The sequence below is a fragment of the Streptomyces sp. NPDC027663 genome (genome assembly GCF_055566415.1).
In genome coordinates, this window is the sequence record NZ_JBVHSK010000007.1 from 337,631 (window position 1) to 350,587 (window position 12,957).

Annotated in this window: 11 protein-coding genes and 1 pseudogene; 6 read left to right on the forward strand and 6 right to left on the reverse strand. The window is 72.2% G+C overall.

The window, feature by feature from the left end:
• The first annotated feature begins 41 nt into the window (after positions 1-41).
• Positions 42-722, forward strand: coding sequence for a GNAT family N-acetyltransferase (locus ACZ4SF_RS21525; RefSeq protein ID WP_468386698.1), 681 nt, complete (start codon positions 42-44; stop codon positions 720-722).
• Here the strand turns inward: ACZ4SF_RS21525 and ACZ4SF_RS21530 are convergent.
• From ACZ4SF_RS21530 to ACZ4SF_RS21555, 6 genes are all read right to left on the reverse strand, one after another.
• Positions 689-1,873: a YVTN family beta-propeller repeat protein gene (locus ACZ4SF_RS21530; protein WP_468386701.1), complete on the reverse strand. Its 1,185-nt coding sequence runs from the start codon at positions 1,871-1,873 to the stop codon at positions 689-691. The genes ACZ4SF_RS21525 and ACZ4SF_RS21530 overlap by 34 nt on opposite strands.
• Positions 1,873-2,664 carry a polysaccharide deacetylase family protein gene (locus ACZ4SF_RS21535; protein ID WP_468386704.1) on the reverse strand — a complete coding sequence of 264 codons (792 nt, stop codon included), beginning with the start codon at positions 2,662-2,664 and terminating at the stop codon, positions 1,873-1,875. The genes ACZ4SF_RS21530 and ACZ4SF_RS21535 overlap by 1 nt, the downstream gene beginning before the upstream one ends.
• 134 nt (positions 2,665-2,798) lie before the next feature.
• Positions 2,799-3,302, reverse strand: coding sequence for an ATP-binding protein (locus tag ACZ4SF_RS21540; RefSeq protein WP_468386706.1), 504 nt, complete (start codon positions 3,300-3,302; stop codon positions 2,799-2,801).
• Positions 3,303-3,601: 299 nt separating this feature from the next.
• Positions 3,602-4,369 (reverse strand): enoyl-CoA hydratase/isomerase family protein, encoded by a 768-nt coding sequence (locus ACZ4SF_RS21545; protein WP_468386709.1) that lies wholly within the window; start codon positions 4,367-4,369, stop codon positions 3,602-3,604.
• 80 nt (positions 4,370-4,449) lie between these two features.
• Positions 4,450-5,667: a L,D-transpeptidase gene (locus ACZ4SF_RS21550; RefSeq protein WP_468386712.1), complete on the reverse strand. Its 1,218-nt coding sequence runs from the start codon at positions 5,665-5,667 to the stop codon at positions 4,450-4,452.
• Positions 5,668-5,830: 163 nt separating this feature from the next.
• Complete coding sequence (locus ACZ4SF_RS21555; RefSeq protein WP_468386714.1) at positions 5,831-7,054, reverse strand: L,D-transpeptidase; 1,224 nt, start codon at positions 7,052-7,054, stop codon at positions 5,831-5,833.
• A gap of 232 nt (positions 7,055-7,286) precedes the next feature.
• Here ACZ4SF_RS21555 and glgX point away from each other — a divergent pair, with 232 nt between their 5' ends.
• From glgX to ACZ4SF_RS21580, 5 genes and pseudogenes are all read left to right on the forward strand, one after another.
• Entirely contained in the window at positions 7,287-9,530 is a 2,244-nt protein-coding gene (glgX, locus tag ACZ4SF_RS21560; RefSeq protein ID WP_468386717.1) for a glycogen debranching protein GlgX, read from the forward strand.
• 257 nt (positions 9,531-9,787) lie between these two features.
• Positions 9,788-10,294 carry a SigE family RNA polymerase sigma factor gene (locus ACZ4SF_RS21565; RefSeq protein WP_468386719.1) on the forward strand — a complete coding sequence of 169 codons (507 nt, stop codon included), beginning with the start codon at positions 9,788-9,790 and terminating at the stop codon, positions 10,292-10,294.
• Positions 10,295-10,305: 11 nt separating this feature from the next.
• Positions 10,306-10,842: a hypothetical protein gene (locus tag ACZ4SF_RS21570; RefSeq protein WP_468386721.1), complete on the forward strand. Its 537-nt coding sequence runs from the start codon at positions 10,306-10,308 to the stop codon at positions 10,840-10,842.
• A 73-nt stretch (positions 10,843-10,915) separates the two neighbouring features.
• Positions 10,916-11,695, forward strand: a pseudogene (locus ACZ4SF_RS21575) (dolichyl-phosphate beta-glucosyltransferase); the annotation flags it as partial.
• A gap of 23 nt (positions 11,696-11,718) precedes the next feature.
• Positions 11,719-12,957, forward strand: coding sequence for a hypothetical protein (locus ACZ4SF_RS21580; RefSeq protein WP_468386723.1), 1,239 nt, complete (start codon positions 11,719-11,721; stop codon positions 12,955-12,957).

The window sequence follows — 12,957 nt, forward strand, 5'->3', positions numbered from 1 at the left end:
TCTGGGCTCTCGACGTCGTCGGAGACTCTAGGAGCGCGGCCTTGGAGACCTTGCGGGACATTCTCGACGCGGCGGCACGGGGCGTCTTCCCGCCGGCGGACGGCGGTACGACGATCGTGCCCCAGCCCAGCGAGCGGGACGCGGGCGTGATGTCCTTCACCGCGCACTCCGTGGTCTTCACGGACGAGGACCCGGACTGGGTGCGCCGGACGCTGCGCGGCCTGGACTGCGATGCCCTGGCCGCGACGCTGAACCCGCGGTTCCTGACCGCGTTCCTGGAGCGGACGGGCCGCTGGACGGAGACCGTCGACGCGGTCCTGGTGGGCCTGCCGCTGCCGGGTGGGCCGACGCTGCCGCTCCAGGAGATCGAGGACGCCGGTCACCCCCGGATCCGCTATGCCCGCCGCCGGCGCGAGGAGGTCCGGGCGTGGACGGCGGACGGCGGTGTGCTGGTCATGGGGCGCGGGCTCGCCGGGCGGCTGGAGGTGTCCGTGGAGGTCACCGGCGAGGCACGCCACCGGGGGCTGGGCCGGCGGCTCGTGACCGCCGCCCGGCAGTTGGCCGGCGAGCCGCTGTGGGCGCAGATCGCGCCGGGGAACGCCCGCAGCATGCGGGCGTTCCAGGCGGCCGGCTACCGCGCGGTGGGAGCGGAGGCGCTGCTGCTCGGCGCCGCGGCAGCCGTCCGCCGTCAGCGGAAGATGCCGGTGTGCCCCAGCGAGTAGCGGCCGGGCTGCGGGTAGACGGCGAGGCCGTGGGGGCCGCTGCCGACCTTGATGCGGGCCAGTTCGGTGCCGGTGCGGGTGTCGATCGCGTACACCTCGGAGTTGTAGCGGCCGGAGAGCCACAGCACCTTGCCGTCGGCCGAGACCCCGCCCATGTCGGGGCTGCCGCCGCCGGGCAGGTGCCACTTCTTGGTGAGCCGGTTCCGGGTGAAGTCGAAGAGTGAGATGGTGCCCTCACCGCGGTTGGAGATGTACATCTCGCGGGAGTCCCGGCTGACGTAGAGGCCGTGGGCGCCCTTGCCGGTGGCGAGGAACCGGGGCCGGGTGAACTTGTCGCCGTCGAGGATCCACACGCCGTCGGCGACCATGTCGGCGATGTAGAACAGCTTGCCGTCCGGGGAGATCTTGACGTCCTGCGGCATGGCGCCCTTCAACGGCAGCCTCTCCTGGGCGACGACCTTCATCGCGGCCGTGTCGACCTTGAGGATCTCGCCGCTGAACTCGCAGGAGACGATGAAGTAGCGGCCGTCGATGGAGAAGTCGGCGTGGTTGACGCCGTAGCAGCTGACGGGGACGGCCTTGACGACCTTCATGGTGTGCGCGTCCCGGAAGACGAGCTGCCGGTCCATGGAGGCCATGACGACGGCGTACTTGCCGTCGGGCGTGAAGTACAGGTTGTACGGGTCGTGCACGTCGACCGGTTTGCCGGCCTTGCCGGTGCGCGGGTCGATGGGGGTGAGGCTGTTGCCGAGGTCGTTGTTGACCCAGAGGGTCTTCAGGTCCCAGGACGGTACGACGTGCTGGGGCTGGCGGCCGACCGGGATGGTCTCGACGACCCGGTAGGTCGCGGGGTCGATGACGGTGACGGTGTTCGAGTTGGTGTTGGGGACGTACACCCGGGAGGGGAAGTCCTTGACCACGGGAGAGAGCCGGTTCGGCCGGTCGGCGGCGTAGAGGTCGCCCGGGTCCTGCACCGGAGGCATCCCGGGCAGCACGTTCACCCGCGGCTGCTTGCGCACCTCCGGCTGGACCGGTGTCCTGCCGGCGACGGCCTCGTTCTCGTGCCGGGTGCCGCCGCACGCGGACAGCAGGGTCAGGGCGGTGAGGGCGGCACCGGCGGCCAGCAGGCGGGCGGCTTTCGTGGTTGGCATCAGCTCAGCAGCTCCGTGGTGGTGACCGCGCGCAGTCCGCGGCGGCCGAGTTCGTTCAGGACGTCGGGAAGGGCGGCGGCCGTGTCCGCGTAACCGAAGTGCAGGCTCACCACGGATCCGTTCCGCACGTCGGCGAGCACCTTGCGGGTGATGGCGGCGGCGCCGGGGCGGGTGTAGTCGAGCGAGTCGACGTCGTACGACAGCACGTGCGGGTAGCCGGCGGTGCGGGCCAGCCGGGCGACGAGCGGGGAGGCGGTCGCGGTGCGCGAGGGGCGGAACCAGGCGCCGATGGACCCGGTGAGCCGCCGGAGCCGCTCGGCGCAGTCGGTGATCTCCTTGCGTGCGTCGGCCTCGGACATGGCGTTGACGGAGACGTGACGCTGGGTGTGGTTGCCGAGGTCGTGGCCGCCGTCGAGGATGCGGCGGGCGAGGTCCGGGTGCTCGTCCAGCCAGCTGCCGACGGCGAGCACGGTCAGTCGGGCGCCGTGCTGCTCGGCCGTGCCCAGCAGGGCGCGGGCGAGTACGGGATCGCCCTGGCCGTGGAACGTGAGGGCCACCTGGGGGCGGGTGCGCGGGCCGTGGGTGATGTGGAGGGGCAGGCCGGGGTAGGTGCGCGGGGCCGGGGCCGGGGCCGACGAGGGGCGCGCGGAGGGGGAGGCAGGGGCCGGGGTCGAGGCGCGGGGCGCGGCGGCCTGGCCGGTGCCGCAACCGGCGGTGAGCGCGCCCCCGGCGACGATCCCGGCGCCCGCGCGCAGCACCCCGCGTCGGTTGGTGGTGGTCACCCGCACCATTTAAGGGGCTTTTGACAGGGAAACCGGCGATTAGTCCGATTGTGGGGCGATGTCGGGTCGCGACCGGCGGTGTGGTGCCGACACTGCCCGGTCTCGCCGGCTTCGGCCTCGGCGCGGCGGATCCCGGGGGCCGGTCAGCGGTCGGCGACCCGCATCTCGAACCAGGTCGTCTTGCCCCGCGGCAGCAGGTCGACGCCCCAGCGGTCGGAGAGCTTGTCCACGAGGAAAAGGCCGCGTCCGCTGACGTCCAGTTCCTGGACCGGCATCAGACAGGGCAGACCGCGCGAGGGATCGCGGACCTCCACCCGGATCCAGCCGGGGCGGCGGCGCATCCGGAGCCCGAAGACGCGGGCGCCGGTGTGCCGTACGGCGTTGCCGACGAGTTCCGACACGAGAAGGACGGCGTCTTCGGCCAGCTTGGGGCTCAGCCGCCAGGTGCGCAGGACGACGACCTGGGCGAGGCGGCGCGCGGTGGCCGCGGACTCCGGGCGGGACGGCAGCGGCACCTCCGCCTCCGTCGGGTTTCCGAACAGTTCGAGCGCCTTGAGCGCCTGTTCGTCCTCGACCCCGGGGGACCAGCGTGCCGCGGCAGTACGGCCGTGTCCCCGCGGCTGTTCGATGCCCTCCAGCCCCGCCATGCCCCCATGATGGCCGCCGGGAGCCGGCTTGGGGGCCGTTCCGCCGGAATACGCCCCCCGTACGCCCCCGCTCCGCCCCAGGCGACCGTCATATGCCGACGGCATGACACTGTCCGCAGCAGCCCGGCTGACCTGCGGCGACGGCTCGCTCCCGGGCAATCGTCGGGCTCCCTCGACACAGCAGACTTAAGGTTGCCTTAAGGCTCCCATAAACCGCCCCATCGAGGGACCCGCAGGAGACGACGCGTCAATTGCAGTGCCACTCAAGGGAGTCAGCAAGAAGTTCGCACGGCTGACGCTCAGCGGAACCTGGCCTTGCCCGGCCCCTCCTCCACGAAGCTGCGCATGCCCTCGGTGCGGTCCTCGGTGGCGAACAGACCCGCGAACCAGTTCCGTTCGACGGCGAGCCCGGTGTCGATGTCGGTCTCCAGGCCGGTGTCGACGGACTCCTTCGCGGCGCGCAGCGCGATCGCCGGGCCCTTTGCGAGCCTGGCGGCCCAGGCGTGCGCCTGCTCGTAGACCTCGGCGGCCGGCACGACCCGGTCCACCAGGCCGATGGCGAGGGCCTCGTCGGCCTTGACCTGACGGCCGGTGAAGATGAGGTCCTTGGCCTTGGAGGGGCCGACCAGGCGGGGCAACCGCTGGGTGCCGCCGGCGCCCGGGACGAGGCCGAGCAGGATCTCGGGCTGGCCGAGCTTGGCGTTGTCGGCCGCGATCCGGTAGTCGGCGCACAGGGCCAGCTCGCAGCCGCCGCCCAGCGCGTAGCCGGTGACGGCCGCGACGACGGGCTTGGGGATGCGGGCCACGGCGGTGAAGGAGTCCTGCAGGGCGCGGGCACGCAGGACCATCCCGGCGTGGTCCATGTTCTGCATCTCCTTGATGTCCGCACCCGCCGCGAACACCCGCTCGCCGCCGTAGATCACCACGGCGCGCACGTCGTCGCGGCGCGTGGCCTCCTCGGCGAGTTCCTTCAGCCGGTCCTGGGTGGCGATGTCCAGCGCGTTCATCGGCGGCCGGTCCAGACGCAGGGTGCCGACGCCTTCGGCGACTTCGAGAGTGACGGTCATGGAGGCCAGGTTAACGGCCACTAACGACAACGGGCCCGGTGCCGTAGGTCACAGCACCGGGCCCGTACGTCAGCCGGGGCTCACTTCTTCCAGTCGGCCCAGGACATGTTCCAGCCGTTGAAGCCGTTGGCCGGGTCCACGGTGCGGTCGTCGGAGTTCTTCACGACCACCACGTCGCCGATCATCGAGTGGTTGAAGAACCAGGCCGCCGGGACGGAGCTGTCGTAGCCGCCGCGCACGTCGCGCAGGCCGACGCAGCCGTGGCTGGCGTTGTAGTTGCCGAAGGCGCCGCCGCCCCAGTAGTTGCCGTGGATGAAGGTGCCGGAGGTGGTGAGGCGGATGGCGTGCGGGACGTCCTTGATGTCGTACTCGCCGCCGTAGCCGACCGTCTCGCCGTTCATGCGGGTCACCGTGAGCTTCTCGCTCATGACCATCTGGCCGTTCCAGGTGTCGTAGCCGGGCTTGCCGGTCGTGACCGGGATGGTCTTGACGGTCTTGCCGTCCTGGGTGACCTTCATCGTGTGCTTCTTGGCGTCCACGACGGAGACCTGGTTGCGGCCGATGGTGAACTTCACCGTCTTGCGCTGCTTGCCGTAGACGCCGTCGCGGCCCTCGACGCCGTCCAGGTCGAGGTCGACGGTGACCTTCGTGCCTTCCTTCCAGTACTGCTCGGGACGGAAGTCCAGGCGGTCGTTGCCGAACCAGTGGCCCTCGACGTCGACGGCCGGCTCGGTCTTGACGCGGATGGCCTTCTCGACGTCCTCGGGGTTGGTGATGCCCCGAGTGAAGTGGACGGAGAACGGCATGCCGACGCCGACGGTGGAGCCGTCCTCGGGCGTGAAGGAACCGACGAAGGTGTTCTGCGGCGTGAGGGTCGTGAAGGTGGCGTCCTCCGCGGCCTCACGCCCCTCGGAGTCCTTCGCGACCGCGTGCACGGTGTACTTGGTGGCCGCGGCCAGATGGCGCGACGGAGTCCAGGAGGCACCGCCCCCGGTGATGGCCCCCTCGACCTTCGCGCCCTTCTCGTCCTTGACCGTGACCTCGGTCAGCTTGCCCTTGGCGACGCTGACCTTGAGCGCCCCGCTGGTGTCGACACCGCTGGCGCCGGACTTGGGCGCGATGGTGACGGCCGCCGTGGACTGCCCGCCCTTGACGGCGTCCTTGCCCTTGTCGTCCCCGGAGCCGGAGTCCTCGCCCCCGCCGCACGCGGCGAGCGACAGCACCAGGGCGCCGGCTATCAGTGCCAGTCCCCTACGGCCTCGCCGCCCCCGCACCGACGCCCCCGATACAGGCCGCATGTTCAAGTTGTTCTCCCCTCGCCGGGCCTGCTCGGCCCGCTCCCCACCACACTGGTGCGCGCATATTAACTGCCCAGTTCGGGGCGAGGTGTCAGGGGAAGGTCACCGTTCTGTCGCAACTTCCCCCTGGCATCCTCACCGCGCAGCACTCCCCCCCACCTGGTTACTTCACCGCGCTGCCCGCTTTCCACGCCTTCCAGGTCATGTTCCATCCGCCGAGGCCGTTGTCGGGTGCGACGGTCTTGTCCTTGCTGCCTACGACCTCGATGACATCGCCGACGAGGCTGCGGTCGAAGAACCAGCCCGCCGGGGTGTCCGGGCTGCCGCCCTTCACGTCCAGCAGACCCACGCAGCCGTGGCTGACGTTGGTCTGGCCGGGGGCGTCCGGTGCCCAGTAGTTGCCGTGCAGGAAGGTGCCGGAGTCGGTGAGCTTCATGGCGTGCGGGACGTCGGGGATGTCGTACTCGCCGCCGAAACCGACCGTCCGGCTGTTCATGCGGGTGACCTCCAGCATGTCCATCACCACCATCTTCCCGTTGTACGTCGGGTGCTTGGGGGCGCCCGCGGTGATCGGGACAGTGGCCAGGAGCTGCCCGTCGCGCCGTACCGCCATGGTGTGCTTGGCCGCGTCGACCACGGAGACCTGGCTGCGGCCGACGGTGAAGGTGAACGTCTTGTCCTGGAGCCCGTAGACGCCACGGGCGCCTTCGACGTCCCGCAGGCCGAGGTCGACGGAGACCTCGGTGCCGGGCTTCCAGTACTGCTCGGGACGGAAGTCCAGACGGCCCTTGCCGAACCAGTGCGGGCGGATCTCGACGGGGGGCCGGGCGGTGACGCGGACCGCGCGTTCGACGGCGGCGCGGTTCTCGATCTCCCGGCTGAAGGAGAGCGAGACGATCATCCCGGTGCCGACGGTGGCGCGGTTCTCCGGGGTGACGTAGCCGATGAACCGCTCGTCTGGGACGTAGGTGGTGAACGTGGTGTGCCGGGCCGAGCGGCGGCCGTGCGAATCCAGTGCCACCACGTCGACGGTGTATTTCGCGGCCAGCGCCAGCCGGTCCTCGTCGGGTCTCCAGAGCAGGCTGTCCTCGCTGATCCGGCCCGGGACCGGTGTGTCCTGCGCGTCCTGCGACCGCACCACCGTCACCTTCTCCAGGCGCCCCCCGGGCACCCGGACCTGCAGCCGTTCGCCGGGGCGTACGCCCTTGCTGCCGTCGTCGGGTGTCACCCGGATGACGTCCTCGGGGGCCGGGGGCTTGCCCAGCGCCCCGCCCATGCCCAGTGGCCCCGAGCCGTCCGAGGAGCAGCCCGCCAGCAGCCCCGCCCATGTCAGTACCGCGGCCAGCGCGGCCCCCGCGCGCCGTGCGCGTCCTTGTACGTGCCTCACGCGGGGCTCAACGACGGGGCCCGCTCCGGGGAAACGTGAGTGCGAGCCACGCGCTGGGCAGAACAGAGGGAAGGACGACACAGGGGAGCCTCCCCGCAGGGGAACCCCCAGCCCGGTCGGAGCCGTCGGGGCGTGGTCGTGCCGGGGAACCGGGGGTGCCGAAACGCTCCCCCGTTTGCCCGGAACGGCCGATCGCGTCCCTCGGGCGAGCCACTGAGAAGAGGGGCCGACAGTGACGAGCGCAGCCGAGCAGCGGGCACCGGCCGGGGAGCCGGCCGCCGGGAGCGGGCAACCGGCGGCGGTGAACGGCGCCCGGCGGGCCGTACCGCCCGTCCCGCCCGTGTGGCCCGGTGCGCCGACCCCGCTGGGGGCCCGGTTCCGGGTCGGCCCGGACGGGGTGGCCGGCACCAACTTCGCGCTGTGGGCGGCCGGGGCGGAGGGGGTGCGGGTATGCCTGTTCGACGAGCGGGGCCGGGAGACACGGATCCCGCTGACCGAACTCACGCACGAGATCTGGCACGGCTTCGTGCCCGGGGTGATGCCCGGGCAGCGGTACGGCTACCGGGTGGACGGCCGCTGGGACCCCTGGACCGGCGCCCGCTGGAACCCGGCCAAGCTGCTGCTCGACCCGTACGCACGGGCGGTGGACGGCGAGTTCGGTCTGCCGCCGGAGGTGTACGGGCACGTCCGGGACTGGCCCGACCAGCAGGTGGCCGACACCGTGCGCGACGAGCGGGACTCGGCGCCGCACGTGCCGAAGGGTGTGGTCGTCCACGATGACGACGACTGGTCCGACGACCGCCGCCCCAAGACGCCGTGGGCGGACTCGGTCATCTACGAGCTGCACGTGCGCGGCTTCACCAGGCTGCATCCGGACATCCCCGAGGACCTGCGCGGCACCTACGCCGGGCTCGCGCACCCGGCCGCGATAGAGCACCTGGTCGGGCTGGGCGTCACGGCCGTCGAGCTGCTGCCCGTGCACCAGTTCGCGCACGAGGACCATCTGCTGCGCCGGGGCCTGAAGAACTACTGGGGCTACAACTCCATCGGCTACTTCGCCCCGCACGCCGCCTACGCGGCCTCCGGTACGACCGGCCAGCAGGTCGGCGAGTTCAAGCGGATGGTGCGCGCACTGCACGCGGCCGGCATCGAGGTCATCCTCGACGTGGTCTACAACCACACCGCGGAGGCGGGCGAACGGGGGCCGACGCTGTCCTTGAAGGGCATCGACAACCGCGGCTACTACCGGCTCCAGGACGACGCCCGCCGGTACGCCGACTACACCGGCTGCGGCAATACCCTGCACGTCGTCCAGCCCCAGGTGCTGCGGCTGATCACCGACTCGCTGCGCTACTGGGTGACCGAGATGGGCGTGGACGGCTTCCGCTTCGACCTCGCGGCGGCGCTGGCCCGCTCGATGCACGACGTCGACATGCTGTCCCCGTTCCTCGCGGTCATCGCCCAGGACCCGGTGCTGCGCCGGGTGAAACTCATCGCCGAACCGTGGGACATCGGCTCCGGCGGATACCAGGTGGGCGCCTTCCCGCCCCTGTGGACCGAGTGGAACGACCGCTACCGCAACGCCGTCCGGGACTTCTGGCGGCACGCCCTGCCCGACGTCCGCGAGATGGGCTACCGCCTCTCCGGCTCCAGCGACCTGTACGCCTGGGGCGGCCGGCGCCCCTACGCCTCGGTCAACTTCGTCACCGCGCACGACGGTTTCACCCTGCGCGACCTGGTGTCGTACGAGACCAAGCACAACGACGCCAACGGCGAGAACAACCGGGACGGCACGAACGACAACCGGTCCTGGAACTGCGGGACGGAGGGCGAGACCGACGACGAGCGGGTGCGGGCGCTGCGGCGCCGGCAGCTGCGGAACCTGCTGACCACCCTGCTGCTGTCCACCGGCGTGCCCATGCTGGTGGCCGGCGACGAGTTCGGCCGCACCCAGCGCGGCAACAACAACGCCTACTGCCAGGACAACGAGATCGGCTGGCTGGACTGGTCGCTGCTGGAGGAGCCCGGCTGGCGGGCGCTGTGCGACCTGACCGCGCGGCTGATCGCGCTGCGCCACCGGCATCCGGTGCTGCGCCGGCGAGCTTTCTTCTCCGGCCGGGCGCAGACCGCGGACGGGCTGCGCGACCTGGCCTGGTTCACCGCGCGGGGGGCGGAGATGACCGAGGGCGACTGGTACGCGCCCGCGGCCACGGTCGGCATGTATCTGTCCGGGCGGGACATCCCGGGCCGCGACGAGCGGGGCGCACCGGTGGTGGACGACAGCTTCCTCGCCGTCCTGCACGCGGGCGACCGGCCGACGGACTTCCTGCTGCCGGGTCCGCCGTGGGCGGAGCGGTACGAGGTGGTCGTGGACACCTCGGCGGAGGCACAGGCGCAGGCGCCGGGCACGGTCCACTCGGCCGGGGCGGAGATCACGGTGCCGGCGCGGGCGGTGCTGCTGCTGAGGGTGGCCTGATTCCGTCGCGGGCGGTACTGCTGCTGAGGGTGGCCTGACTCCGGCACGGGCGGTGCTGCTGCTGAGGGTGGCCTGACTCCGGCGCGGCGGTACTGCTGCTGAGGGTGGCCTGATTCCGTCGCCGGCGGTACGAGAGACTCTCCGGGGCCTGTGCGCCGGCTGTGCGTGACGCGGATCACGTTCGCCGGGTGCAGCGCGGGCCGGGGTCCAGGGCCTTACTCCTGGTGTAGAGAGCCGGCGAGGACAGGGACCTGAGGATGGAGCAGACCAGGGCCGGTGAGTACGACGCGTTCGTGGCGGCCCGCTGGTCGGTGTTGTTCCACCTGGCCCGTCTGCTCACCGGAGGGGACCGGCACCGCGCCGAGGACCTGTTGCAGGAGTCCTTGGTCAAGCTGTGGTTCGTCTGGCCGAAGGTCGCCGACGAGGCGCCCGAGGCCTATGTCCGCAAGGTGCTGGCGCGGGCCGCGGCCCGGTCGGCCCGGCGGCGCTGGTGGGGCGAGCGGCCCGTGGAGGAGCTGCCCGAGGTGGCGGCGGCCGGTGACATGTCGGCGACCGTGGCCGAGCGCTCGCGGCTGGAGGCGGCACTCGGCCAGCTGACGTCGCAACAGCGGGCCGCCGTGGTGCTGCGCTACTACCAGGACCTGCCCGACCGGCAGGTCGCGGAGACTCTGGGCTGCCCGGTGGGCACGGCCCGGTCCCATGCCGCGCGCGGGGTGGCCCGGCTGCGCCGGCTGCTGGCCGACGTGATCGAGCCGGTGGGGTGAGGGAAGAAGTCATGGACCACTTCGAACGGCAACTGACACAGCTCATGCAGCAGGACCGGCAGCCGGCACCCTTCGAGCCCCGGCACCGGGACGCCCTCCGGACGGGCGTACGGGCCCGGCGCCGGATGCGCGCAGCGCGCCGGGCCGCCGGTTCCGTGCTCGCGGTGGCCGGGCTCGGCCTGGGCCTGTTCCTGTGGCCGCACGGCCAGACCGACGACCGGCCGACCGCACCGCACCCCCTGCCGATGCTCAGCCCCGGGCCGACCCCGAGCACATCGCCCTCACAGTCACCGACCCTGTCGCCGAGCGCACCTCCGCCCTCGGTACCGCCGCCCTCGACACCGACGCACTCCCCGGCGCCGGGCGACACCCGGACCACCTCCGCCCCGCCCTCGTCCGCGCAGCCTCCGCCCACCACGACACAGCAGCCGCCGTCGGCCACGGCCGGCTCCCGGGGCGACAGCACCACACCACCGGCCACGGCGACCGCGAGCACGTCCGGTGAGCCGCCGGACGAGCCCTCCTCGGTGATCAGCCCCTCCGGCTAGCCGCCCTGCCCTCCGCCCACTCCCGCCCAGCATCCGCATGCCCGATATACCGGAACAAACGGGGACTTACGTGATGTACATCCGATCGAGCCGGTCACCGGCCGTGGCACCCGCGCCGCTGCGCGCGCCGCTGCCGACAAGCGGCGAAGAACCCGTCCTGGACGTGGCCGTGCCGGTCTTCAACGAGGAGAAGGACCTGGAACCCAACGTCCGCCGGCTGCACACGCATCTGCGGGACACCTTCCCCTACCCGTTCCGGATCACCATCGCCGACAACGCGAGCACCGACCGCACCCCGGCCATCGCCGCCCGGCTGGCCGGCGAACTCCCCGAGGTGACCTCGCTGCGGCTGCCCGAGAAGGGCCGCGGCCGGGCGCTGCGGGCCGCCTGGTCGGGTTCCCGGGCGCCCGTGCTGGCGTACCTCGACGTGGACCTGTCCACCGGGCTCACCGCGCTGCTGCCGCTGGTCGCCCCGCTGATCTCGGGCCACTCCGACGTGGCCATCGGCACCCGGCTCGCGCCCGGTGCGCGGGTGGTGCGCGGGACCAAGCGCGAGGTCATATCCCGCTGCTACAACGTCCTGCTGCGCTGCACGCTCGCCGTCGGCTTCTCGGACGCGCAGTGCGGTTTCAAGGCGGTGCGGCGGGAGACCGCCGAACGCCTGCTGCCGCTGGTGCGGGACGGGGAGTGGTTCTTCGACACCGAGCTGCTGGTGCTCGCCGAGCGGGCCGGCCTGCGGATCCACGAGGTTCCGGTGGACTGGGTCGACGACCCCGACAGCAGCGTCGACATCGTGGCCACCGCGCTGGCGGACCTGCGCGGGATCGTACGGATGTGGCGCACCCCGGCCCGTCGCCGGCCGAGGCCGGTGACCCGATGACCGCGACCCTGCCCGGCATACGCACGCAGGTCTCCCGGACCGTGTCCCGCCACCGGCTGCGGGCCGCCGCCCGCCACCACGGGCCGGTCCTCGCCATGTTCGGCGCGCTGAAGCTGGCCGGCTTCTGCTCCTTCATGTACCTGCTGTCCTCCACCGGGGACTACCGCACCAAGCACCCGCGGTTCGGCGGCGGAGCGCACGCCTGGGACGTGCTGGCCACGTGGGACGGCTGGTGGTACCAGCAGATCGCCCTGCACGGCTACGACCCGAAGCTGGTCCCCGTCCCGGGTGCCACCGGACTGATCACGCTGGAGGGCAACTCGGCGGCGTTCTTCCCGCTGTACCCGGCCCTGATACGGATGACCTCGGCGGTCACCGGCCTCGGCTCGTACGGCGCCGGCCTGCTGGTCTCGATCGTCGCCTCCTTCGCCGCCGCCCTCGGCATCTACGCGGTCGCGGAACGGTTCGGGGGCCGGCGGGGCGGGCTCGCGGCGGCCGGGCTGTGGGCGGTGTGGCCGGGCTCCGGCGTGGAGTGGGCGGTCTACTCCGACTCCCTCTACGTGGCCCTGGCCGCCTGGGCCTGCCACGCCGTGCTCACCCGCCGCTGGCTCACCGCGGGCGTGCTCACCTTCGCGGCCGGTCTCAACCGGCCCACGGCCGCCGCGCTGATCGCCGCGCTCGGCGTGGCCGCGCTGCTGTCCCTGCGCCGCCGCGAGGACGGCACCCTGCGACCGCTGCTCGCCATGGCCATGGCCCCGCTCGGCCTGTTCGGCTATCTGCTCTGGGTCGGCAACCGCATGGGCGACCTGGGCGGCTACTTCAAGCTCCAGTCGGGCGCCTGGGCGCACAGCTTCGACTACGGCGAGCAGACCTGGGACGTGCTGACGTCCGTCCCCGTCGGCAAGTTCGGCTATCTCTTCGCGTACCCCTTCGCGGACGTCATCTCGGTCGCCGTGATCCTGCTCGCCTGCGCACTGCTGCCGCTGCTGCTGCGGCTGCGCCCGCCGGCGGTGCTGGTCGTGTACACCGTCCTCACGCTCGCCCTGGTCCTCGGCAGCCAGCAGATCGTCGCCAACATCTCCCGCTATCTGCTGCCCTGCTTCCCGCTGTTCCTGCCGCTCGCGGTCGCGATGCGCCGGCTGAGCCTGCCCGTGCAGTGCACGCTGCTGGGCGTCGCGGCCCTGGCGTCCGGCTCGTACGCCGGGTACGCCCTGTTCGAGCTGGGGGTGCCGTAG